Here is a 22,591-nt window from a genome sequence, read left to right on the forward strand (position 1 = left end):
AATTCCGATCCGAGTGAAGTGATGAAGGAGCACCCCATGGCGGACACACCGGAGAAGAGCAGCGACGTCCAGGAGGAGCCGCAGGAGGAACGGGGCCCGAAGGGATCCCGCGGCACCGGCTCGGACCGGCCTTCGGGCGGGCCGGCCGACCGCCCCTCGGGCACCTCGGACGAACGCTCCGACACCTCCGTGCAGCCGGAGAGGGCCCAGGATCCGGAATCACCCGACCTCCAGTCCGGGGGCGGCTGAGCCGAGGATGGCGAAGGAACCTGACACCACCGCCCGGGTGCTGGTCGCGGGCATCGGCAATCTGTTCCTCGGCGACGACGGCTTCGGCCCGGAGGTCGTGCGCCGACTGGCCCGCGACGGCGGGATGCCCCCGCGGGTCCGGGTGGTGGACTACGGCATCCGCGGCATGCACCTCGCGTACGACCTGCTCGACGGGTACGACGCACTCGTTCTGGTCGACGCGTACCCGGGGGGCGGCGCCCCCGGGGAGGTGACGGTGCTCCGCATCGGTGTGGAGGACCTCGGTTCGGGTGAATTCGATGCCCACGGGATGAATCCGGTTTCTGTGCTGGCAAATCTGGACCAACTGGGCGGTACGCTTCCGCTCACCTACCTCGTCGGCTGCACACCCGCCGGGGTAGAGGAGGGCATCGGGCTCAGCGAAGCCGTCGACAGCGCGGTGCCCGAGGCGATGCAGGCAGTGCACACCCTGGTCCGGCAGCTCGTGCCCGCCGTACCGACCGCGTCCGTGAACAGCGCCGAACCCCGGAGATCCTGATCATGTGTCTAGGCATTCCTGGCCGCGTCGTGGAGATCGTGGACGGGTATGCGGGCCAGCTGGCTCTGGTGGACGTGGAGGGCGCCAGGCGCCGCGTCAACATCGGCATGCTCGACGAGGCGCCCGGTCGCGACGACTGGGTGCTTCTCCACATGGGCTTCGCCGTCGAGCTCATCGACCGGACGAAGGCCCGGGAGGCCCTGTCGGGACTGGAGATGATGGGCCGCGGCCGGGAGCAGCGGATCCGGCGCAGATTCGAGGTGCGCGGTGTCGTGCAGGGGGTGGGCTTCCGGCCCTTCGTCTATGTCGCCGCCTCGGAGCTGCTGCTCACGGGCTCGGTGACGAACACCGGCGACGGGGTGCTCGCCGAGGTCGAGGGAACGGCCGGGGCCGTGGAGGAGTTCGGTCGCCGCCTTCGCGCCGACGCCCCACCGCTCGCGGTCGTCGAGGACGTGCGTACGAGCGAACAGCCGACGCGCGGCGGTACGGGCTTCACCATCGAGCGGTCCAGCGCGTCCGGCCGGGCCAGGACGCTGGTCTCGCCCGACATCGCCACCTGCGACGACTGCCTGGAGGAGCTGAGCGACCCGTCGAACCGGCGCTACCGCCACCCGTTCATCACCTGCACGCACTGCGGCCCCCGGTTCACGATCGTCACCGGCCTTCCGTACGACCGCGCCGCCACCACCATGGCGGACTTCGAAATGTGCGGGGCCTGCCGGGCAGAGTACGAGGACCCGCACGACCGGCGCTTCCACGCCCAGCCGATCGCCTGTCCCGACTGCGGACCGCGGCTCGAACTCGTGGGCAAGGAGGGCGTGCTCCCGTCGCACGACGCGGACGCGCTGCGGACCGCGCGGAAGCTTCTCGCCGAGGGCGGGATCATCGCGGTCAAGGGCCTCGGCGGCTACCACCTGGTGTGCGACGCCCGCGACGACGCGGCCGTGGCGGAGCTGCGCCGGCGCAAGCGGCGCGGTGGCAAACCGTTCGCGGTGATGGTGCCGGACCTCGACGTCGCGCGTGGGCTGGTGACTCCTACGGCTGACGAGGAGGAGCTGCTGAGCGGTGGGCGCCGGCCGATCGTCCTCCTCCCCCGTCTCGCCACCGGGGCCGGGGTGTCCGACGCCGTGGCACCCGGCAGCCCCCACCTCGGACTGCTGCTGCCCTACACCCCGTTGCACGTCCTGCTCTTCGGGATCGGTGACGACCCGCCGGGCCCGGACGCGCTCGTGATGACGTCGGCCAATCTGTCGGGCGAGCCGATTGTCACCGACGACGGCGACGCGCTGACCGCTCTGGCACCGCTGGTCGATGCCTGGCTACGGCACGACCGGCGCATTCATGTGCCGTGCGACGACTCGGTCAGCCGCTGGGCCGCCGGTGCCGAGCTGCCGCTGCGCCGCTCGCGCGGATACGCCCCGCTGCCACTCGCACTGCCCTTCGACGTGCCCCCGACACTCGCCGTGGGCGCCGACCTGAAGAACACCTGTGCGCTGGCCGAGGGCCGCTACGCCTGGCTGAGCCAGCACATCGGCGACATGGACGACCTCTCCACGGTCGGCGCTCTGACCCGGACCGAGAAGCATCTGGAGGACCTCACCGGGGTGGCGCCCACCCGGCTGGTGGCCGACCGCCACCCCGGCTACCACTCCGGCGGCTGGGCTCGCACCCACGCGGCCGGGCGGCCGGTCCGCACCGTGCAGCACCACCACGCGCACATCGCGTCCGTGATGGCGGAGCACGGCCTGGGCGCGGACGAGCGCGTGATCGGCATCGCCTTCGACGGCACCGGCCACGGCACCGACGGGGCGGCCTGGGGCGGTGAGGTCCTGGTGGCCGGCTACGCGTCGTTCGGCAGGGCCGCGCACCTGGGTTACGTTCCGCTGGCCGGAGGCGACGCGAGTGTGCTGCGGCCGTACCGGATGGCCCTCGCGCATCTGCACGCGGCCGGCATCCCCTGGGCCGACGACATGCCTGCGGTCCGTGCCTGCCCGCCTGCCGAACGCGACGTGCTGGCCCATCAGTTCGCCACCGGATTCGGCTGCGTGCCCACGTCGGGCATGGGCCGGCTCTTCGACGCGGTCGCGTCCCTGGCCGACGTCCGGCACGTGGTGGCGTACGAGGCGGAGGCGGCCATGGAACTGGAAGGGCTGGCCCGTACCGCGGCAGCCGGTCCTGCGGCACCGGAGGGCGGCTACCGCTTCGGCATCCGGCCCGGGAAGGGGGAGGAACCCGCCGTCGCGGATCCGGGTCCGGTCATTCGGGCCGTGGTGTCCGACGTGCGGGACTGCGTTCCGGCCGGGCTGATCGCCGTGCGCTTCCACACCGCCGTCGCCGCTCTGACCACCCGCCTCGCGGACCTCTGCCGCTCGCGCACCGGCCTCGGCACTGTGGCGCTGGGCGGCGGCGTCTTCCAGAACGCCGTACTGCTCGAAGCCACGCAACGCGGCCTGACCGAGCGGGGCTTCACCGTCCTGCGGCCGCGCCTGCTTCCCCCGAACGACGGCGGGATCGCCCTCGGCCAGCTCATGATCGCCGCATCGGGATGACGCCGCCGCACGACCGCACCGCCGTACCTCAAGAGGGATCCACAGAGGAGAGAGACCATGTGTCTGGCTGTTCCGGGGCGTGTCCTCAGCACCGCCGAAGTCGACGGCACGGTGATGGCCGAGGTCGATTTCGGCGGGGTGCGCAAGGAGGTGTGCCTCCAGTACATCCCCGATGCGGCAGTCGGTGAGTACGTCATCGTGCACGTCGGATTCGCCATCCAGCGCCTCGACGAACGGTCGGCCCTGGACACCCTCGCCGACTTCGAGCGGCTCGGCATCCTGGCCGAGGAGTTCGGAGACGGCTTCGAATACGCAGCCCGACAGGGTGCCTCTCCCGAAGGAGCCGACCGGTGAAGTACCTCGACGAGTTCAGTGATCCCGATGTCGCGAAGAAGCTGATCGACCAGATCCACGCGGCCACCACGCGGAAGTGGGCGCTGATGGAGGTCTGCGGCGGCCAGACCCACTCGATCATCCGGCACGGCATCGATCAACTGCTGCCGGACAGCGTGGAGATGATCCACGGACCGGGATGTCCCGTCTGCGTCACCCCGCTGGAGACCATCGACCGGGCGCTGGCGATCGCCGCCCGACCCGGCGTCATCTTCTGCTCGTTCGGCGACATGCTGCGCGTGCCCGGCAGCAGCCAGGACCTCTTCTCCGTCAAGAGCGCCGGCGGCGACGTACGCGTGGTGTACTCGCCGCTCGACGCGCTGAGGATCGCCCGGGAGAACCCCGACCGCGAAGTCGTCTTCTTCGGGATCGGGTTCGAGACCACCGCCCCCGCGAACGCCATGACGGTGTACCAGGCCCAGCGGTTCGGGGTGCGGAACTTCTCGCTGCTGGTGTCCCACGTGCTGGTGCCGCCCGCGATCGCCGCGATCATGGAGTCCTCGACCTGCCGGGTGCAGGCGTTCCTCGCCGCGGGCCACGTGTGCAGTGTGATGGGAACGGCCGAGTACCCGCCGCTGGCCCGGAAGTACAAGGTGCCGATCGTGGTGACCGGCTTCGAGCCGCTGGACATCCTCGAAGGGATCCGCCGAACCGTTGTCCAACTGGAGACGGGTCGGCACGAGGTGGAGAACGCCTACCCCAGGGCCGTGCGCGCGGAGGGCAATGTGCCCGCCATGGAGATGCTCGCCGATGTCTTCGAGGTGACCGACCGGACCTGGCGCGGCATCGGAATGATTCCCCGCAGCGGCTGGAAGCTCTCCGGGAAGTACCGGGCGTTCGATGCGGAGCAGCGGTTCGACGTGACGGGCATCCACACCGCCGAGTCGTCGCTCTGCCGCTCGGGCGAGGTTCTCCAGGGCCTGATCAAGCCGCATCTGTGCGCGGCGTTCGGCAAGGAGTGCACGCCGAGGAACCCGCTCGGCGCGACCATGGTGTCGTCCGAGGGCGCGTGTGCCGCGTACTACACCCACCGCCGCCTGGAACTGGTCGATGCGAAGTGACTGACGCGATGCAGGACATGACCGTTGTGGCGAACGACGTGCCCGACCTCGAATTCGAGGGGTGGACCTGCCCGGTCCCGCTGCGGGACATCCCGTCCGTCGTCATGGGGCACGGGGGCGGCGGTGCGATGTCCGGTGAGCTGATCGAGCACCTGTTCCTGCCCGCGTACGGTGCCGCGGCCTCCGCCGACCTCGGTGACTCGGCCGTCCTGACGGTCGGATCCGGCACCCGCCTCGCCTTCTCCACGGACTCGTTCGTGGTGAAGCCGATGTTCTTCCCCGGAGGATCGATCGGTGATCTGGCGGTGAACGGCACGGTCAACGACTTGGCCATGTCGGGTGCGACGCCCCTGTTCCTGTCCACCGCCTTCATTCTCGCGGAGGGCACCGCGCTGAGCGACGTCGGCCGGATCGCACAGGCCGTGGGCCGGGCCGCCGAGGACGCCGGCGTACGCCTGGTCACCGGGGACACGAAAGTCGTGGAGCACGCCAGTGGTGACGGCGTCTACCTCAACACCTCGGGCATCGGCGTGATCCCTCCCGGTGTCGACATCCACGCGCGCCGGGCTCATCCCGGCGACGCGGTGCTCGTCAGCGGCGACATCGGCGTGCACGGTGTGGCCGTCATGAGCTGCCGGGAGGGCCTCGAATTCGGCACGACGGTGGAGAGCGACACCGCCGCGCTGCACGGACTGGTCGCCGCCATGCTCGCCACCGGTACCGACCTCCATGTGCTCCGGGATCCCACGCGCGGGGGCGTCTCGACTTCGCTGAACGAGATCGCCCGCGCCTCGGACGTGGGCATCGAACTGGTCGAGCGGCTGCTTCCCGTGCCGCCCACGGTGCGCGACGCGTGCAGCCTGCTGGGGCTCGACCCGCTCCAGGTGGCCAACGAGGGCAAACTGATCGCGATCGTCCCGGCGGAGGACGCGGACCGGGTGCTGGCCGCCATGCGGGCCCATCCCCTGGGCAGGTCCGCCTGCAGGATCGGCAGTTGTGTTCCGGATCATGCCGGGATGGTCGTGGCGAAGACGGGGTTGGGCGGGAGCCGGGTGATCGGGCTGCCGATCGGCGAACAACTACCGAGGATCTGCTGAGTGAGTGCCGAGGGCGCCCTGCTGTTCGCGCGATACGCCTACCCGCCCAACGAGCTCGGCTACTGCGGCCCCGCCGATGCGTCGGCCCTTCTGCGCCGTGACGCGACCGCCGACATCGAGCGGCGGGCTCGGCAGTTCGAGGGGGCCTGGTGCTATCTCCAGTTCCTCGCGGAGACGGCCGGCCTGGCGGACCCGCTCGACGTACGGGTGGTCGAGGCGTACTGGATCGGCAACGAGCTGCTGGACCGGGCCGATCCCGCCGCCCTGGTGGAGCGCATGACCGACCGGTTCCGGGGACAGCGCGGCGGCACCTGGCGCGACGCCGGGCGGCGCGCCCTGGCCCATCACAGCTTCCAGGTGTTCGAGGTGTATCCGTGGGCCCCGATGCTGCGGTCGGTGGGCCATCCGACCGCCCTGTCCGTGCTCGACCAGTGCCGGGTCCGTACGGGAGTGGTCGTGGCCGCCGACAGGGACATCGCGACCGTGCGGTCACGCCCTCTGTGCTGGGACGGCGCGGGGCTGACCGACGGCTCGTGGCGGGAGGAGACCGTACGCTGCTCGGCCGGTGGTCTGACGCTGCTCGACGGGCTCTCCGCCGGCGACCGGGTGGCGCTGCACTGGGACTGGGTGTGCGATGTGATCAATGACGAACAGGCCCGGCGCATCGAATTCCTTGAGGAACGCCGACGCACCGACTTGGGCCTCTCTCCCCCTGAACCGGGCATCGGCAGCCACGGCGCTCCGGGCTGACAGCCGAGGACTCCGCCGATCCGCTCGGCGGTCTTCCCGACACCGACCCCGTGGTCGGGGACCGTGTTCGGGCTGCCGAGCGGGTCGAGGAGCACGTCGGCCGCCGCGCGGACGGGGAGCGCCTTCCCGACGTCGGCGGAGTATCACGCGACGGCTGAGCATCGTGAATCCGAGTCGGTTCGTGTGCTCGGGAAGTTCATGCCGGAAGAACCGGCGCGGGAGCGGGTACGGCACGGCACGGCCACGTTCCTCCCTGACGGCGTCGACACGGCCGGTCATCATCTCGTGATGGCGGAGAACGGATCGGGCGAGGTGGTGGGGAACGCGTGGATCGGTCCGGACCCGGGTCAGGCGTCGGGCACCGCCGACTCCGCCTGGCTGTACGACGTCAACGTCTTCGAGCCGTTCCGACGCCGTGGATACGGATCCGCCGTCCTCGCGGCCGCCGAGGAACTCGTCGCTCACGAGGGCAGGACAGCGCTCGCCCTGGATGTCGTCGGAGGCAACGAGGCGGCCATCGCAATGTACCGCCACAGCGGCTACGAAGTGTCGTCGATGTCCATGCGTAAGAACCTGTGAGAGATCCTGTGTGGTGAAGCGGAGGAGTCGCCCGTAGCAGCAGACGGCTGCGGCGTGGCCCTCATGGGCAGTGGAGCGCCTCAACGCCGGGCGGGCCGGGCCGCGGCCGCCGTCCGCGCCGGGGCGAGGTCGCGGAGCAGGCGCAGGGTGATGGACGGGGAGATCAGGGCGTCCCCGGCGTGTGCGGCCCGGACGGCCTCGGTGAGCAGGGCGGGGGCGGCGCCCTTGAGGACGAAGCCGACCGCCCCGGCGTGCAGTGCGCCGTGGACGTACTCGTCCAGGTCGAAGGTGGTGACGATGACCACCCGGAGCGGGTCGTTGATTCCGGGGCCGGCCAGGGCACGGGTGACGTCGATGCCGTCCAGTCCGGGCATGCGGATGTCGACCAGGCCCACGTCCGGGCGCAGTCGGCGGGCGAGTTCGACCGCTTCGGCGCCGTCGGCGGCTTCGCCGACCACGGTGATGTCGTCCTGGTCCTCCAGGATGAGGCGCAGGCCGCTGCGGATCATCGTCTGGTCGTCGGCGAGCAGGACGCGGATACTCAACGGGTCTCCTCGCCGGGGGCGGGCAGGATTGCGCGGACCGACCAACCGGTGTCCCGCCGGGGCCGGTGCCGGTGGCGAGGTCGGCCTGGCCTTCGCCGGTCAGGCGCATCAGGGCCTGGACTGTGAGCCGGAGGGGGCCGCCCTGCGCTGGGCATATGCGTACTCCGCGTCAGGCGTCCGTGGTCGGTGCCGGGGGTTGCGTCGCGGTTGTGTGCCGGGCTCGGTCCGGCACGGTGGTGGCGCCTGGCCGTACCCGGTACGGGCCCGGTACTGGGCGGCGCGGATGCTGGACTCCAGTGTTCCGTCGTGCCCGGTGCGGCGGGGCCGGGCCCGGAGGATTTCCTCCTGGGCGGTGATCTCGGTGAAGGCCGTCCCGGGCTCGCGGTTCCGGAGAAGGTTCGGTCCGGCGGTCGGGTGATGCGACCGGGGTGCGGCTGGTCATCGAGCGGTACCGAACCCGGTGCCGTTCATCTGCCGCCGCACATCGGCAAGATCGGCTGCACGAGCTGGCGGCACAACGTTGTGGGAAGCTCACGTCCGCCGGGCCGAGTCCTGGGCCAAGTTGGACATCGCCCTCGGTTTCCCCGCAGCCCTGCTCGCGGGCACGGCGGGAGCGGCAGGACTGGCCTCGGCGGACGTGCGCGTTCCCGCCGCCCTTGCCGCTCTGGCCGCTGCCGGGTTCGCGGCGGGAGCGGGCTTCCTGCGCAGCGACACCAGGCGCCGCGCCAACAAGCGTGCCCGGCACGCATGGGCCTCGGTCGAGGCCAGGGCCATGGTGACGCTGACCCGGGAGCACGTGGCCCACGAGGGCCTCGGCGACCTGCTGGAATACCGCCAGGCCGCACTGGCGGCCTACGACGGTGAGGAGCCCCAGCCCGAGGCTCCGTGATCCGCCACTGCTGTTTTCGCACGGGGCTCTCGGGGGTGTCAGTGGTGGTTGCGATCCTGGGCGGCACGGACGAGAAGACCTTCTGGGCGCTCATGGATGAGCTGGGCCGTCGCCCCGGTGACCGGCACGAACGGCTGGAGTGGCTGCGCGGGGAGTTGCGGGCCCGGCCGGCCGCGGAATCAGTGGAGTTCCAGGCACATCTGGAGGCCGCGTGCGAGGCGGTCGCCACGGACGCACTGTGGCGGGCGGTGCGCCGGATCGAGAGTGGTTTGTGCTCCGACGACGGCTTCGACTGCTTCGCGCTCAGGCTGGTGGCCCAGGGGCGAGGGACGTACAGGGCGGTGCTTGCCGATCCGGGTGCCCTCGCCGACGTCGCCGAGGTGCGGGCCCCGGCGGGACGGCATCCGCGCGAGTGGTGTGACGATGAGTGGCCGGAACGGGAGGAGCTCGACTACGTGGCCCAGGAGGTGTTCGACGAGCTGACGGGCCGGGGGAACGACTGCCTGGAAGCGTTCCACGAGGCCCTGGATACCGTCCAGGAGACATGGACGAAGCCCGAGGAAGCGATCCGCACCGCAGAAGCGACGGTGCGGATCGGGACACCGCGACCCGACGCCCTCTTTCCCGCAGAAACCGGCCCCGGCACGTGACCCGCCGGGCGGACGGGACTTTTGAAACACGACCCCGGCCCTCTCCGGGGTCACCTCTCCGGGGTCACGGCGTATCGCGGCACGCGAGAGCCTGTCGGATCGCCGCGAGGGCTTCCTCGTCAGTGGCCTTGAGCTGCCTGGCCACGGCCGCGTAACTGCGCGCGTGTTCCGCGAGTTTCACCTTGATGTCGGCAGTGGCCGCAGGAGCGACGACCTGAGTGCCGGAGCCGCGGCGGCTCTTGACCAGACCGGCGGTCTCCAGCTCGCGGTATGCCCGCACCACGGTGTTGTTGGCCAGCCCGAGGTCGGAGGCGAGCTGGCGCACGGACGGCAGTCTGTCCCCGTGATTCAGCCGACCGACGGAGATCAGATCCGCCAGTTGTGCGCGGAGTTGCTCGTACGGCGGGACAGGCGAAGCCTGGTTGACGTTGACGCTGATGCCGTTTGTCGTCATGGTCGAGCCTTGATGTATGCCTGCGGCAGCAGCAGGACTCCCAGACAGTGAGACGCGGTCAGTGCGGAGGTGAGAGCGGTGACGGCCAGCCCCCACAGGGCCACGCTCTTCATCCCGCCCGCGCAGGACATGCTCAGTACCGCAGCGCCCATCGTCAAGGATACGGCGAAAAGAGGGGCGGTCACCACCACTCCCCAGGCGCCGACCGCCGCCCGGACGCTCGTGCGGCGTTGGTCGTCGCTCCCGCGCCGCGCGGTGACGTGGCGCAGAAGCAACGCGCAGGCGACGGTGCCGAGGGCGAGACCGCCGAGGGTCGGCCAGGCGTAGTAGGGGCCGGGCCAGGGCGAGAGCAGTTGGTTGCCCTTCGGGCACGCTACGGAAAGAGCCCGTCCCGCACGGCCGTCGGCGTCCTCCGAGCCCGTCGCGGCGGCGACGATCAGGAGCACCGTCAGGACAACAGCCTGCGTGACCAGTGCGGCAGTCAGGAATCGGGGCAAGTGGTCCCGGATCCGGCGCGGCGCCACTTCGGCCACTCGCAGCCGGCCAGGACTCGGGCGCGTGACCACATCCGCTGCGAACACACCGCCCATGACGCACAGACCGAATACGGGAAACCCGTACAGCAGATCCACATCGGGCTCGGGGCTGAAGGAGACCAGGGCGTTGACGGCCAGACCGGACGCCGCACCGACCCATCGCACAGGAGTGTCCAGCCTCGCCCGCCATGCTCTTTCCGTTTCAGCGGCAGCAGACATGGCCGACCCCGTTCCCTCTCGATGTGTATCAACTCCATGACACACTGCCCGACGCGTCGAAGTGTGTCAAGGAAGTGACACACTTCCTGGTCCGATACCGGCCTCCGGCCTCCTGCTCTCTCGCACCACTCGCCGAGGACCGCTACCGCTCCTACGACCGCCGCATCCCGATCGTGGCGACCACGCTGGACCTGCTGCGCGAGCACGGCCCGGCCGGGCCCGCGTTCTGGCGCTTCGGCCGTGACCGTCACCAGTCGCTGCTGGACGCGGTCGGCAACCCGCGCCGGGACGCCCACCTCGCCCGCCGCCGCCGGACCGCCCGGGCCGTCGGCCAGGGCGAGGACCGCCTCGTGCTCGGCGGGCCGCCGAAGGCGCGGTGAACACGATGGGCCCGGCCTTGGCCGAGCAGGCACTCGCCGGGCCGATGCGGTGGCCGCTTCCAGCAAGTGAGCTGCCCCGAACTCCCGGGCCACTTCCGTCACCGTCCGCCCGGAGGAACAGACCAACTCGACGGCATCCTTCCGGAACTCGGCCGTGTACCGCTTGCGCGTGCCGCTCTTCCTACCCACTGCCTGGACTGCTTCCTCCAGGACCCGTACGCCCCCGCATCAAGCCGTCCCGACCCCGGGGAACTCCATTCCGGCAGCCCACCCGCGTCGGCGACGGCCTCGCCTTCTCGACCTGAGTCTGCAGATGGTACGCAGTCAGCAGTACGGCCGGTCCGTCCCGGTCGGACATGTCCCGACCGGATCGGCAAACAACGGAGATCTCCGATCGCTCGGGCCGACCGGTCATGACGCCGGCATCGCACGCCCCGGCACAACCCGGATCCTGCCCCGGGCCCTGCGTGCGTCAGCCGTGCCGAGCGGTTGCGCAGCGGGCCCGCCACTCGGTATCGGAGGCCAGGTCCAGGCCGGTCCATGCCATCGCGAGTGCTCCGTCGAGCACCGCGTCGTCCGCGGCCGGGCTCGCGGTCTCTTCGGCGAACTGCCGGGTGTGCGGCATGCCACCGGCGCCCAGCACCCCGAGGCCGGGGTGGATGGCGGGCAGGGCGTGGGTGACGTTGCCCATGTCCGTGGAGCCGCCCGTGCCCTGCGGTACCGGACCGGGCTCGGGTACCTCCCGCCCGGTCGCGCGCAGATTGCGGGCGTAAGAGGCCATCAGCGCGGGGTCATGGCGCAGATCGAGGTAGTCGGGCTGGATCTGCCGTACGGCCACGGCCGTTCCGGTGGCGAGCGCGGCGCCGCGGAAGCAGTTCAGCACCCGCTCCCGCAGGTCGGTGAGTTCCCCGCCGGTGGGGGTGCGCACCTCGTACTCGAGCACCGACCGCTCGGGGATGATGTTCGTGCGTTCCCCGCCGAGACGGACGATCCCGGACACCCGGTACCCGTCCCGCAGCTGCTGGCGGAGCTGGCCCACCGCGACCTGGGCGATGACTGCCGCGTCGGCGGCGTTGAGCCCGCCCTCGGGGGCCGCCGCGGCGTGCGAGGCCCGGCCGGTGAAGGTGACCTCGAAGCGACCGACCGCGTTGCTGGAGCCGCGTGGGTCCGTGATGTCCACGGGGAAGGGGTGCACCATCATCGCCACCGTCACGTCGTCGAAGGCGCCGCGTTCGAGCATCAGCACCTTGCCGCCTCCCTCCTCCTCGGCCGGGGTGCCGAGCAGCTTCACCCGGAAGCCGAGTTCGTCGGCGACCGAGGCGAGCGCGATCGCCGCGCCCGCACCGGCGGCGCAGATGATGTTGTGTCCGCAGGCATGGCCGATCTCGGGCAGCGCGTCGTACTCCGCGCACACCCCGATCGTCAGGTCGCCACTGCCGTACTCGGCGGTCAGCGCGGTCGGCAGGTCGCACACCGCGCGATTCACGGCGAAGCCGGCGTCCTCCAGCAGTACCGCGAGCCGTTCGGCGGCCCGGGTCTCGGCGAACGAGATCTCCGGATCGTCGTGCAGGGCGTGGCTGAGCTCCAGAAGCCGGTCCTCGTACGTGCCGAGGCGGGCGGCGACGCGGTCGCGGAGCGATGAGTCGGCTGCGGGCATGGGGATCCCCTCCACTGAAGTAGGCATGCGAAAATGGAAACTATCCGTTTCCTCAAGCGATCCCATGTCTACTCGTTCGTCCGGAGAATAGCCAGGAGGTGGCAATGGAGGCATCGTCTCGGGGAAACCATTCGTTTCCCATTGACGTGCGGCGCCGCATGCCCCGAAATGGAATGCCATGGCTAAGATCACTCAGCGACCGGTCGGCCGGCCCCGCAGCGAGGACGTCCGGGACCGGGTCATCGGCGCGGCCGACGAGTTGCTCGCCGAGGTCGGCTATCTCGGCATGACCATGGACGAGATCGCGGTACGCGCGAAGGTGTCGAAGAAGACCCTCTACCGGTGGTGGCCGCACAAGGCGGCGGTGACCGCCGAGGCGCTCGTCGCCCGTGCCGACGTACGCGCCGTTCCCGACCTCGGTGACACCCGCGCCGAACTGCACGTCGTCTTCGACCACATCGACGAATTCACCCGCGCCCGGGACACCTTCACACGGTTGTGTCTGACCGAGGCGGCAGTCGACGAAGCGGGCGTCCTCCGGTCCTTCCTCGATGTCGTGCTGCGGCGCCGGGACCAGGTCCGGGCCGTCATGCAGCGCGGGATCGCCCGCGGCGACCTCCCCGCGGACATCGACGCCGACGCGCTGCTCGACCTCTGGAACGGGTTCTTCGTCTACCGGCGGTCCTTCCGGCCCGCTCCCGTGCATGACGACACGGTGCGGCAGCTGGTTGACCTCGCCCTGGCGGGACAGGTGCCGCGCCTGCCCGCCGAAGGCCGGACCGGCGGCCCTCCGGCCGACTGACCGGCGTCCGACTCACCGTGGTCGACGGCTGCACCCCCACCGCGACGCCGGCCTGTGACGGAATGAGGGGCGAGACATCCGGGGACGCCTCGCCCCATTCCGCCCCGCCCCGCCGCCCGGCGCGGTCCCGGCAAAGGCTGAACGGCGTGACGCCTCCCGCGGGAGCCGTTCGAGCGAATCCGTACTCAGGGACTCCCGGCCGCCGGATCGACCGCCGGGGCGGCCGAGGGATCAACCGCCGGTTCGGGCGTCGGCCCCTGTCCGGGAATCCGACGGAACCTCTCCGTCCTTGTACCCGGGCGTATGTCTTCGGTGCGGAGCACCGTCGGAGAGCCGGTTTTTTGTGCGGCGCCACCATTCGGAGACGGTTCGCCGCTGCCTACTGTTCCCTCACTCGGCGGCAGGGTGCCGCTCCCCCGGAGGTGACCATGGCCAGCACCGCAGGCACGGAGACCAGCAGCAGAACGGCCCGCAGGAACCGGACGGCGGCCGCGGTGGTCACGGTGCTCGGCCTGGTCGGCACTGCGGCCGCGTGCGGCGGCGACACGTCCGCCGGTGGCGGAGACGGGTCGACGGTGGTTGTCGCCGTCGCCGGTGACCCCGGCAGCCTCAGCCCCACGACAGCGCTGGTCAGTACCGCGTTGGCGATGAACTCCTTCGCGTACGACACGCTCGTGCACATCGACGCCGACGGCTCGCTGGTGCCGGGAGTGGCGGAGAAGTGGTCCGCCACGACCACCTCGGCGGAGTTCACCATCCGTTCCGGTGTCACCTGCGAGGACGGCTCGCCGCTGACCGCCGAGGACGTGGCGGCCGAGTACAACCACATCGCCGATCCGAAGAACCAGTCGCCGATGCTCGGCCTCTCGGTCCCCGTCACCGCCGTGGCGAAGGCCGACAAAGCGACCCGGACGGTCACCGTCACCACCACGAAGCCCGCGCCGTTCATCGTGCAGATGGCCCGGCTGCTGCCGCTGCTCTGCAAGAACAGTCTGGCGAAACCGGCCGCACTGGCCAGGGCCACCAACGCGAGCGGCCCCTACCGGCTGACCGAAGCGGTTCCGGGCGACCACTACACGTACGTCAAGCGGGACAAGTACAGCTGGGGGCCCCACGGGTCCACCGGTGCGGGCATGCCCGGCAAGGTGGTGGTCAAGGTGGTCGCCAACGAGTCGACCGCGGCCAATCTCCTGATGGCCGGTCAGATCAATGTCGCCCTCATCAACGGCGCCGACCAGGACCGACTGGACGCGGCCGAGGTGAAGTACCGCAGTTCCACGGCGCTGTTCGGACAGTTCCTGTTCAACCAGGCCGCCGGCCGTCCGACCGCCGATCCCGCGGTGCGCAAGGCCCTGGTCTCCGTACTGGACCTGAAGCAGCTGGGGAGCGTCGCCACCGGCGGGAAGGGCAAGCCGGCCACCGGCATCGGCGAGATCGCCCCCACCCCCTGCACCGGTGACACGGTGACGGGCAACCTCCCCGCCCACGACACGGCGCAGGCCGCCGCCGCACTCACCGCGGCCGGCTGGAAGAAGAGCGGCGGTACCTGGACCAAGGACGGCAAGCCGCTCGCCGTCGGGCTCAGCTACGCGACCAACCAGGGGCCCCAGGTCGGCTCGGCGGTCGAACTGGCCGTCCAGCAGTGGACGTCCTTCGGTGTGAAGGCGACGGCGAAACCCACCGGGTCCGGCAGCATCATCAGCACGCTCGGTGGCGGCGACTGGGACATCGCCTGGGCGCCCATCGGAGTCACACTTCCCGACCAGCTCACCCAGTTCTACGACGGTCCGCCGCCGCCGAAGGGCAACAACTTCGGCTCCGTGGTCAACCCCGACTACCACCGGCTCATCGCCCGGGCCGCCGCCAAGCCCGGCGACTCCGGCTGCCCCCTGTGGGAAGCGGCCGACGCCGCCCTGGTCAAGCACGTCGACATCGCGCCGATCGTCAGCAAGGCGAACCGGTACTACGGAAAGGGCGTCACCTTCGAGGTGGACGGCAGCGGCATCGTGCCGAGCACCCTGCGCCGGAGCGCCGGCTGATGGCGACGACCACCCCGGACGCCCTGGGGGCGAGGCTCCGCAGCCCCTGGGCCGGATTCCTCCTGCGCCGCACCTGGCGACTGCTGGTCTCGCTCGCGGCGCTGGTCACGGCCGCGTTCGCGATGATCCACCTGATTCCGGGCGACCCGGTCCGGGCCGCTCTCGGTACCACGGCCGACCCGGCCATGGTCGCGGCCCGCAGGGAGTCGCTGGGCCTGGACCAGTCGCTGCTGAAGCAGTACGCCGACTTCGTCGGAAATCTCCTCCAGGGCAGGCTCGGGGAGTCGATCGGCGCGCAGATGCCGGTCTCCGACATCATCTCCGGCCGGCTGCCGGCCACCCTGCAGATCGCCGTTCCGGCGTTCGCGCTGATCCTGCTGATCGCTGTACCCGTCGGCATGACGGCCGCGGTGCTGACCAAGGACGGCCGCAGGCGGCGCGGTGAACTCGCCTTCACCGGGGTCACCGGATTTCTGGGCGCGGTGCCCGAATTCCTGCTGGCGGTGGGCCTGATCGCGGCGTTCGCGGTGGCCTGGCCGCTCTTCCCGGTCGCCTCGCGGGGCGGTGTGGACTCCTACGTACTACCGGTGCTGGCCCTGACCGTCGTACCGGCGGCCTCCCTGTCGCGCATCGTCCGGGTGGAGGCGCTGCGGGTGCTCGGCGAGGACTACATGCGGACCGCGCGGGCGAAGCGGCTTCCGGCCCGGCTGCGCTATCTGCGGCACGCGCTGCCCAATCTGCTGACCTCCTCGCTCACCCTGGGCGGCCTGCTCTTCAGCTCGCTGCTCGCCGGCACCGTGCTGGTCGAGAACGTCTTCGCCTGGCCAGGCCTCGGCACCACGATCGTCCAGGCGATCACCGAGAAGGACTATCCGCTGGTCCAGGGCGTGGTGCTGGTCTACGGGGCGGCCGCACTGCTGATCACCTTCGTCGTCGACGTGGCCGTGGCCGTCGCCGACCCCCAGTCCACCGTCCGCGGGAGTTGACGATGCCTCATCACGACCATGACAGCTCGCTGCGGCACCGGCTCGGGCGTACCCTCCGGACACCGATCGGCGTCACCGCGCTCACCGCCTGCCTGCTGGTCGCGCTGGTCGCCGTCCTCGGTCCCGTGCTGCTCGGCGACCGGGCGGCTCAGGTCGACACGGACGCGATCAACCAGGGCAGCAGCGCCGCCCACTGGCTGGGCACGGACCAGCTCGGCCGGGACATCGCCGCCCGTGTCGTGGTGGCGACCCGGCTGACCCTGGGGCTCACCCTGCTGGCCGCCGTGATCGGCGTCGGTGGCGGGCTGCTGCTGGGTGTCGCCCCGGCGGTCGTGGGCCGGCGCCTCGGACGGCTGATCACCGCGACCGTGGGCGTGCTGGTGGCCTTTCCGGGGCTGCTGTTCCTGCTCTTCCTCGCCACGGTCTTCGGGGTGGGCAGCACCGGCGCGGTGTTCGCGGTGGGGCTGGCCATGGTTCCGCCCATGGCGCGGCTGGTACAGAACCTGACGGCGTCGATCGCGGGTTCCGACTACGTCGCGGCCGCCCGGATCCTCGGCGTGGGCCGGTTCAGGATGGTGGTACGTCATCTGCTGCCCAACATCGCCGAACCGTCGGTGCTGTTCGCCACCCAGGCGACCGGCGGCGTCCTGGTCGCCTTCTCCGGCCTCTCCTTCCTCGGGCTGGGCGTACAGCCGCCGCAGTACGACTGGGGGCGGCTGCTCAACGAACAGCTGAACCGCATCTTCGTGAATCCGGCGGCCGCCCTGGCGCCCGGCGCGGCCGTCGTCCTGACGGGGCTGATGTTCGGGCTGGTCGGCGAGGCGCTCGCACAGGCCGGTGGCCGACGGGCGCCACAGGCACCGGAGACGGCACCGCAGGAGCAGCCGGTGACACCGGACGAACCGGCCGCCGAGCACGACGGCGGTGCCCTGGTCCGGGCGCGCGACCTGCGGGTGACGTTCCCCGGCGGGCGGCAGGCGGTACGCGGGATCTCGCTGGACATCGGCAAGGGCGAGGCCGTCGGCCTGGTCGGCGAATCCGGATCCGGCAAGAGCCTGAGCGCGCTGGCGCTCGCGGACCTGGTGCCGCATCCGGGCCGGGTCTCGGCCGGAGCCCTCGGCTTCGACGGGCACGACCTGCGGGCGGACTCGCGGCTCGGCACCGAACTCGCCATGGTCTTCCAGGACCCGATGGCCTCGCTGAACCCCGCCCTGCGGGTGGGCCGGCAGCTCGCCGAGGTGGCCGAGGTACACCTGGGAGCGAGCCGCGCCGAGGCCACGGCGCGTGCCGTCGACCGGCTCGGCGCCGTCCGTATCGCCACCCCCGGACACCGGGCCCGGCAGCGGCCGCACGAGTACTCGGGCGGGATGCGGCAGCGCGCCGTCATCGCGATGGGGCTGATGGGGAAGCCGAAACTGATCATCGCCGACGAGCCCACCACGGCGCTCGACGTGGCGGTCCAGCAACAGGTGCTCGACCTGCTCGCCGAGGTGCGCGAGGAAACCGGCGCCGCGCTGCTGCTGATCTCCCACGACCTCGCCGTCGTCGCCCAGGTCTGCGAGCGGGTCCTGGTGATGTACGCGGGCCTGGTCGTCGAGAACCTCCCGGTCACCGAGCTCCTCGGCGGCGCCGCCCACCCGTACACCCGGGCACTGGTCGGGGCGGTCCCGACCATGACCACGGACCGCGGCACGGAGCTGGCCACCATTCCCGGCAGGCCGCCGGAGCCGGGGGAGACCGGCGCGGGATGCCCGTTCGCGGCGCGCTGCGAACGGGCCCGGGAACGCTGCCACGAAGACACCCCCGAACTGACGGACCTCGGGCCGGGACGGCAGGTCGCCTGCTGGTACCCGGTCGGTACGGCAGCGGCGGGCCGACCCGTCGCGTCCACGGCACACACGGCAAGGGCCACCTCATGAGCTCACTCGAACTGCGCGGGATCACGGTCCGCTACGGCCGTTTCACCGCCGTGGACAACGTCGACCTGCTGGTGCCGGAAGGCACGGTCACCGGACTGGTCGGCGGGTCGGGGTCCGGGAAATCGACCCTGGGCAAGGCCGTCGTCGGCCTGGCGCCGAAACAGTCCGGGCAGATACTGATCGACGGGAGCGAGGCTCCCCGCCGGCGCGGGCGAAGCCCCGTACAGCTGGTGTTCCAGAACCCGTACGCCTCGCTCGACCCCCGCATGACCGTCGGCGCCTCCGTGGCCGAGGCACTGTCCGGCGGAAGCGGGAACGGGAACGGGAATGGAAGCGGGAACGGCACGGGGAGCGGGGCGCGGAGCGGACGGCGGGCCCCGGCCCGTGAACGCCGTGCCGCACGCGACGCCGAGGTGGCGCGCTACCTGGAGCTCGTCGGCATGGACCCCGCACGGGCCGCCCTCACCCCGGACGCCCTCTCCGGCGGCCAGCGCCAACGGGTCGCCCTGGCCAGGGCCCTGGCCGCCCGGCCCGCCGTGCTGATCGCGGACGAGATCACCTCGGCCCTCGACGTGTCGGTACAGGGCGCGGTGCTCAACCTGCTCCGCCGGCTCCAGCGCGAACTGGGCTTCGCGATGCTCTTCATCTCCCACAACCTCGCGGTCGTCCGCTACCTCTGCGACCAGGTCGCCGTCCTGGACGGCGGACACCTGGTCGAATGCGGCCCCACCGACCGGGTGCTGGACCACCCGGAGCACCCGACGACCCGCAACCTCATCTCCTGCGTACCCGACCTTGCCCTCGCCGAGGAGGCGTCATGACCCGACCGCTGACAATCGAAGACCTGTACCGGTTCGAGATCCCCGGCGACCCCGCGCTGTCGCCCGACGGCGAACGCGTCGCCTACACCCTGACCACGCAGGACGCCGGGAACGACCGGGTGCTCCGCTCCATCTGGGAGGTACGCGCCGGAGGCGGCCCGGCCCGGCGCCTCACCCACGGCCCGGCGGACACCGCGCCGCGCTGGTCCCCGGACGGGGCGCGACTGGCCTTCCTGCGCGCCGGCCGACTCCATCTGCTGTCCGCCGAGGGCGGAGAGGCCGTACCGCTCATCACCCCCGAACGGTGCCCTGCCGGGGCGGGCGTACCGGTCTGGAGCCCGGACGGGACGCGCATCGCCTTCGCCGCCCCCGAGAGCCGGCGCGCGGACAGCGCACCCGTCGTCATCGACGCCCTCGGCTGGAAGGCGGACGGGGCGGGCCTGATCGGCCCGGTCCGCACGCAGCTGTTCGTGGTGGACGTGGAATCGGGCGAGGTCGTACAGCTCACGCACGACGACCGGCACGTCGGCTCGCCGAGCTGGTCGCCCGACGGCACCCGGCTCGCCTACCCCGCGCAGACCGGCCCGGACTCGGCGGTGCTCGGCCCCTCGGCCGCCCACGTCGTGGAGGTCGGGACGGACACGCCCGAGCCCCGCCGGATCGGCCCCGCCGACGGTCTCGCCGGCCCGGTGAGCTGGTACCCCGACGGATCCGCGCTGCTCGTCGTCGGCCGCACCACGTTCGGCGTCGGCCACTCCGAGCTGCTGCGCCAGCCGCTGGACGGCTCCGCCCCGGTCCCGGTCAGCGCAGCCCTGGACCGCAACGTCCTGCCCGGCGGGCCCGGCTACCCGGGCGCGCTGCCGCAGTTCCACGGCGACGACATCATGTTCTGCGCCCGCGACCGGGGGGCCACCCGCCTCTACCGGGTGGGTGCGGCCGGGATCAGTGCCTCCCCACTGTCCGTCGGCACCGGCGTCAGTGGCTGCTCGGTCTCCGCGAAGGCCGGACGGGCGGCGGTCGTGGTCTCCGACGCGGCACGCTTCGCCGAGGTCGTGCTGCTCGACCTCGACGACTGGACGTCCGGGCAGCAGCCCGCGCGGCTCACCGACCACATGGCGCGGTCACTTCCGGAGATCGCCCTCCACCCGGTCGCCGAACGCGAGTTCGACATCGCGGACGGCACCGTCGTGCACGGCATGATCACCCGGGCCGCGGACACTCCCCCGGGCGGCCCGCTGCTGGTGGACGTGCACGGCGGCCCGCACAACGCCTGGGCCCCGCACTCCGACCCGGTCCACCTCTACCACCAGGAACTGGCCACACAGGGCTGGACGATCCTGACGCTGAACGTCCGCGCCAGCGACGGCTACGGCGAGGCGTTCTACACCGGTGCGGTGGGCGCCTGGGGCGAGACGGACGAACAGGACGTCCTGCAACCGGTCGCAGCCCTCGTCGCCGAGGGGCTCGTCGACCCCGGCCGGATCGCGCTCACGGGCTACAGCTACGGCGGCTACCTGACCTGCTGGCTCTCCGCCCGCACCGACCTGTTCGCCGCCGTCGTCCCGGGCGGCGTCCTGGTCGACCTGAAGAGCATGGCCGGCACCTCCGAAGAAGGACACCTGATCGCCGAGCACGAGATCGGCGACCCGGCCCGGCTGGCGGAACTCTCCCCGCTCAGCCACGCCGACGCGGTGCGCGCGCCCACCCTGATCCTGCACGGCAGCGCGGACGACACCTGCCCGGTCGGCCAGGCCGAACAGTGGTTCCACGCCCTGCGCACCAGGGACGTACCGGCCCGGCTGGTCGTCTACCCCGGCAGCTCGCACCTCTTCCTCCTCGACGGCCGGCCATCGCACCGGGAGGACTACTCCCGCAGGCTGATCGAATGGGTCACCACGCACACCAACCGCTGAACGAAACGGAATCGGAGCACGACATGACCGACACCACCGAGCTGTCAGCCCGCTGGGCCGCCCGCCTCACCGAACTCGCCGCCCGTCACTCCGTGCCCGGCGCCTCGCTCGGCATCCTGCACCGCGGCGAACTGGTCGCGGAGACCGCCATCGGCATGGCCAACCCGGAGGCCGGGATCGGGGCGACCACCGACACCCTCTTCCAGATCGGCTCGATCTCCAAAGTCTGGACCACCACGGTGGCCATGGCCCTGGTCGACGAGGGCGTCCTCGAACTGGACGCCCCCGTCTCCTCCGTACTCCCCGAACTGCGGCTCGCCACCGACGAGTTGACTGAGAGGCTGACGCTCCGGCACCTCCTGACCCACACCAGCGGCATCGACGGCGACCTCTTCACCGACACCGGCCGGGGCGACGACTGCCTGGAGAAGTACGTGGCGCTGCTGGGCGACACCACCCCCAACCACCCGCTCGGCGCCACCATGTCGTACTGCAACGCGGGCTTCACCCTGCTCGGCCGGGTGCTGGAGGTCGTCACCGGCGTCCAGTGGGACGAGCTGATGCGCGAGCGCCTGTACCGGCCGCTCGGCCTGACGCACACCGCGACCCTGCCGGAGGAGGTGCTGCGCTTCCGCGCCGCCATCGGGCACCTGGGGAGTCCGCCGGCGCAGGCCCCCATGTGGGGGCTGATGCGTTCGGCCGGGCCGGCCGGACTGATCTGCTCCACACCGCGCGAGGTGCTGGAGTTCGTCCGACTGCACCTCGACAAGGGCGTCGCCGCGGACGGCACCAAGCTCCTCTCGGAGGAGTCCGTCGCCGCCATGCAGACCCCGCAGGTCGAACTGCCCGACCCGTACATCCTGGGCAACGCCTGGGGGCTCGGATGGTTCCTCGACACCTGGGACGGACAACGGGTGTACGGGCACGACGGCAACACGATCGGGCAGAGCGCCTACCTGCGGGTCCTGCCCGAGGCCGAGCTGGCGATCTGCCTGCTCACCAACGGCGGCGACACCTCCGGTCTCTACCGGGACCTGTACGCCGAGATCGTCCAGGACCTGGCCGGGGTGACGATGCGCACCACCCTCGAGCCCGCCACGGAGCCGGTGGCGGTGGACCCCGCCGACTACGTCGGCGTGTACCAGCGGCTCTCCAGCCGGGTGGAGATCGTGGAGCGGGACGGCGGCCTGGTGATGCTGGACCGGATCACCGGCCCCCTGGCCGAACTGGCCCCCGACACGGAGAACGAGTACGAACTGCACCCCGTCGAACCCGGGCTGTTCGTCGTGCAGCGGCCCGGATTCGAGCTCTGGGTCCCGGTCGTGTTCTACACACTCGCCGACGGCACCCCGTACATCCACCACGGTGGCCGGGCCACCCCCAAGGTGGGCTGACGTGACCGAGATCGTCACCGCTCTGGAGGCCGGGCTGCCGCGGATGCTGGACGACATCGAGGAGCTGGTGCGTACCGAGTCGCCCAGTGAGGACTTGGCTGCGGTTGTCGGTTGTGCGGGGGTCGTCGCCGGTCTCGGTGCCCGGTTGACCGGTGTGGCGCCCGAGTGGGT

The 22,591-nt window shown here is 71.4% G+C and carries 21 protein-coding genes and 2 pseudogenes; 18 read left to right on the forward strand and 5 right to left on the reverse strand.

The genetic code is table 11. The annotated features are described in order from the left end of the window. The first annotated feature begins 36 nt into the window (after positions 1-36). The 8 genes from ABZZ04_RS33885 (at position 37) to ABZZ04_RS33920 (ending at position 7,216) form a co-directional block, all read left to right on the forward strand. Positions 37-249, forward strand: coding sequence for a hypothetical protein (locus ABZZ04_RS33885; RefSeq protein ID WP_356936062.1), 213 nt, complete (start codon positions 37-39; stop codon positions 247-249). A 7-nt stretch (positions 250-256) separates the two neighbouring features. Beyond that, complete coding sequence (locus ABZZ04_RS33890) at positions 257-787, forward strand: hydrogenase maturation protease (RefSeq protein ID WP_356936063.1); 531 nt, start codon at positions 257-259, stop codon at positions 785-787. Positions 788-789: 2 nt separating this feature from the next. Next, positions 790-3,336 carry a carbamoyltransferase HypF gene (gene hypF / locus ABZZ04_RS33895; protein WP_356936064.1) on the forward strand — a complete coding sequence of 849 codons (2,547 nt, stop codon included), beginning with the start codon at positions 790-792 and terminating at the stop codon, positions 3,334-3,336. A gap of 57 nt (positions 3,337-3,393) precedes the next feature. Next, complete coding sequence (locus tag ABZZ04_RS33900; protein ID WP_356936065.1) at positions 3,394-3,690, forward strand: HypC/HybG/HupF family hydrogenase formation chaperone; 297 nt, start codon at positions 3,394-3,396, stop codon at positions 3,688-3,690. Next, on the forward strand, positions 3,687-4,790 hold the full coding sequence (hypD, locus tag ABZZ04_RS33905) for a hydrogenase formation protein HypD (RefSeq protein ID WP_356936066.1): 1,104 nt from the start codon (positions 3,687-3,689) through the stop codon (positions 4,788-4,790). Before ABZZ04_RS33900 ends, hypD begins: the two co-directional genes overlap by 4 nt. An 8-nt stretch (positions 4,791-4,798) precedes the next feature. Continuing rightward, on the forward strand, positions 4,799-5,887 hold the full coding sequence (hypE, locus tag ABZZ04_RS33910) for a hydrogenase expression/formation protein HypE (RefSeq protein WP_356936083.1): 1,089 nt from the start codon (positions 4,799-4,801) through the stop codon (positions 5,885-5,887). Further along, complete coding sequence (locus tag ABZZ04_RS33915) at positions 5,888-6,637, forward strand: DUF6390 family protein (RefSeq protein WP_356936067.1); 750 nt, start codon at positions 5,888-5,890, stop codon at positions 6,635-6,637. A gap of 63 nt (positions 6,638-6,700) precedes the next feature. Further along, complete coding sequence (locus tag ABZZ04_RS33920; RefSeq protein ID WP_356936068.1) at positions 6,701-7,216, forward strand: GNAT family N-acetyltransferase; 516 nt, start codon at positions 6,701-6,703, stop codon at positions 7,214-7,216. A gap of 125 nt (positions 7,217-7,341) precedes the next feature. Here ABZZ04_RS33920 and ABZZ04_RS33925 read toward each other — a convergent pair. After that, positions 7,342-7,761 (reverse strand): annotated as a pseudogene (locus tag ABZZ04_RS33925) (response regulator transcription factor); the annotation flags it as partial. 520 nt (positions 7,762-8,281) lie between these two features. On the opposite strand from ABZZ04_RS33925, the gene ABZZ04_RS33930 reads away from it, so the two are divergent. Next, on the forward strand, positions 8,282-8,650 hold the full coding sequence (locus ABZZ04_RS33930) for a hypothetical protein (protein WP_356936069.1): 369 nt from the start codon (positions 8,282-8,284) through the stop codon (positions 8,648-8,650). 35 nt (positions 8,651-8,685) lie between these two features. Then, complete coding sequence (locus ABZZ04_RS33935) at positions 8,686-9,300, forward strand: DUF4240 domain-containing protein (protein WP_356936070.1); 615 nt, start codon at positions 8,686-8,688, stop codon at positions 9,298-9,300. A 64-nt stretch (positions 9,301-9,364) separates the two neighbouring features. On the opposite strand, the gene ABZZ04_RS33940 is transcribed toward ABZZ04_RS33935, so the two are convergent. Both ABZZ04_RS33940 and ABZZ04_RS33945 read right to left on the reverse strand, forming a co-directional pair. Further along, a complete protein-coding gene (locus ABZZ04_RS33940) occupies positions 9,365-9,754 on the reverse strand; it encodes a GntR family transcriptional regulator (RefSeq protein ID WP_356936071.1) in 390 nt (129 codons plus the stop codon). Then, complete coding sequence (locus ABZZ04_RS33945; protein ID WP_356936072.1) at positions 9,751-10,455, reverse strand: hypothetical protein; 705 nt, start codon at positions 10,453-10,455, stop codon at positions 9,751-9,753. The genes ABZZ04_RS33940 and ABZZ04_RS33945 overlap by 4 nt, the downstream gene beginning before the upstream one ends. Positions 10,456-10,583: 128 nt before the next feature. Here ABZZ04_RS33945 and ABZZ04_RS33950 point away from each other — a divergent pair, with 128 nt between their 5' ends. Beyond that, positions 10,584-10,889 (forward strand): hypothetical protein, encoded by a 306-nt coding sequence (locus ABZZ04_RS33950; protein WP_356936073.1) that lies wholly within the window; start codon positions 10,584-10,586, stop codon positions 10,887-10,889. Positions 10,890-10,976: 87 nt separating this feature from the next. Here ABZZ04_RS33950 and ABZZ04_RS33955 read toward each other — a convergent pair. Next, positions 10,977-11,078, reverse strand: a pseudogene (locus ABZZ04_RS33955) (transposase); the annotation flags it as partial. Positions 11,079-11,361: 283 nt separating this feature from the next. Further along, a complete protein-coding gene (locus ABZZ04_RS33960; RefSeq protein WP_356936074.1) occupies positions 11,362-12,546 on the reverse strand; it encodes a M20 family metallopeptidase in 1,185 nt (394 codons plus the stop codon). Between the two features lie 178 nt (positions 12,547-12,724). On the opposite strand from ABZZ04_RS33960, the gene ABZZ04_RS33965 reads away from it, so the two are divergent. The 7 genes from ABZZ04_RS33965 to ABZZ04_RS33995 all read left to right on the forward strand — a co-directional run bounded on the left by ABZZ04_RS33965 (position 12,725) and on the right by ABZZ04_RS33995 (position 22,420). Continuing rightward, the gene (locus ABZZ04_RS33965) at positions 12,725-13,348 is read left to right on the forward strand and encodes a TetR/AcrR family transcriptional regulator (protein WP_356936075.1); all 624 of its coding nucleotides are present in this window, start codon (positions 12,725-12,727) and stop codon (positions 13,346-13,348) included. Positions 13,349-13,776: 428 nt separating this feature from the next. Then, positions 13,777-15,387: an ABC transporter substrate-binding protein gene (locus ABZZ04_RS33970; RefSeq protein ID WP_356936076.1), complete on the forward strand. Its 1,611-nt coding sequence runs from the start codon at positions 13,777-13,779 to the stop codon at positions 15,385-15,387. After that, positions 15,387-16,373 carry an ABC transporter permease gene (locus tag ABZZ04_RS33975; RefSeq protein WP_356936077.1) on the forward strand — a complete coding sequence of 329 codons (987 nt, stop codon included), beginning with the start codon at positions 15,387-15,389 and terminating at the stop codon, positions 16,371-16,373. The genes ABZZ04_RS33970 and ABZZ04_RS33975 overlap by 1 nt, the downstream gene beginning before the upstream one ends. A 2-nt stretch (positions 16,374-16,375) precedes the next feature. Further along, the gene (locus ABZZ04_RS33980) at positions 16,376-18,292 is read left to right on the forward strand and encodes a dipeptide/oligopeptide/nickel ABC transporter permease/ATP-binding protein (protein WP_356936078.1); all 1,917 of its coding nucleotides are present in this window, start codon (positions 16,376-16,378) and stop codon (positions 18,290-18,292) included. Continuing rightward, positions 18,289-19,113 carry an ATP-binding cassette domain-containing protein gene (locus ABZZ04_RS33985; RefSeq protein ID WP_356936079.1) on the forward strand — a complete coding sequence of 275 codons (825 nt, stop codon included), beginning with the start codon at positions 18,289-18,291 and terminating at the stop codon, positions 19,111-19,113. The genes ABZZ04_RS33980 and ABZZ04_RS33985 overlap by 4 nt, the downstream gene beginning before the upstream one ends. Continuing rightward, positions 19,110-21,026, forward strand: coding sequence for a S9 family peptidase (locus tag ABZZ04_RS33990; RefSeq protein WP_356936080.1), 1,917 nt, complete (start codon positions 19,110-19,112; stop codon positions 21,024-21,026). Before ABZZ04_RS33985 ends, ABZZ04_RS33990 begins: the two co-directional genes overlap by 4 nt. A gap of 23 nt (positions 21,027-21,049) precedes the next feature. Next, complete coding sequence (locus tag ABZZ04_RS33995; protein ID WP_356936081.1) at positions 21,050-22,420, forward strand: serine hydrolase domain-containing protein; 1,371 nt, start codon at positions 21,050-21,052, stop codon at positions 22,418-22,420. The last annotated feature ends 171 nt before the right edge of the window (positions 22,421-22,591 follow it).

The sequence above is a fragment of the Streptomyces sp. NPDC006435 genome, assembly GCF_040612315.1.
Taxonomy (GTDB): domain Bacteria; phylum Actinomycetota; class Actinomycetes; order Streptomycetales; family Streptomycetaceae; genus Streptomyces.

Bases quoted from the DNA above. Each gene is read 5' to 3' on its own strand.
- ABZZ04_RS33990 (WP_356936080.1), top strand. From the start codon at position 19,110: ATGACCCGACCGCTGACAATCGAAGACCTGTACCGGTTCGAGATCCCC.
- ABZZ04_RS33975 (WP_356936077.1), top strand. From the start codon at position 15,387: ATGGCGACGACCACCCCGGACGCCCTGGGGGCGAGGCTCCGCAGCCCC.
- ABZZ04_RS33970 (WP_356936076.1), top strand. From the start codon at position 13,777: ATGGCCAGCACCGCAGGCACGGAGACCAGCAGCAGAACGGCCCGCAGG.
- ABZZ04_RS33890 (WP_356936063.1), top strand. From the start codon at position 257: ATGGCGAAGGAACCTGACACCACCGCCCGGGTGCTGGTCGCGGGCATC.
- ABZZ04_RS33985 (WP_356936079.1), top strand. From the start codon at position 18,289: ATGAGCTCACTCGAACTGCGCGGGATCACGGTCCGCTACGGCCGTTTC.
- hypF (WP_356936064.1), top strand. From the start codon at position 790: ATGTGTCTAGGCATTCCTGGCCGCGTCGTGGAGATCGTGGACGGGTAT.
- ABZZ04_RS33995 (WP_356936081.1), top strand. From the start codon at position 21,050: ATGACCGACACCACCGAGCTGTCAGCCCGCTGGGCCGCCCGCCTCACC.
- hypE (WP_356936083.1), top strand. From the start codon at position 4,799: ATGCAGGACATGACCGTTGTGGCGAACGACGTGCCCGACCTCGAATTC.
- ABZZ04_RS33960 (WP_356936074.1), bottom strand. From the start codon at position 12,546: ATGCCCGCAGCCGACTCATCGCTCCGCGACCGCGTCGCCGCCCGCCTC.
- ABZZ04_RS33900 (WP_356936065.1), top strand. From the start codon at position 3,394: ATGTGTCTGGCTGTTCCGGGGCGTGTCCTCAGCACCGCCGAAGTCGAC.
- ABZZ04_RS33980 (WP_356936078.1), top strand. From the start codon at position 16,376: ATGCCTCATCACGACCATGACAGCTCGCTGCGGCACCGGCTCGGGCGT.
- ABZZ04_RS33965 (WP_356936075.1), top strand. From the start codon at position 12,725: ATGGCTAAGATCACTCAGCGACCGGTCGGCCGGCCCCGCAGCGAGGAC.
- ABZZ04_RS33885 (WP_356936062.1), top strand. From the start codon at position 37: ATGGCGGACACACCGGAGAAGAGCAGCGACGTCCAGGAGGAGCCGCAG.
- ABZZ04_RS33940 (WP_356936071.1), bottom strand. From the start codon at position 9,754: ATGACGACAAACGGCATCAGCGTCAACGTCAACCAGGCTTCGCCTGTC.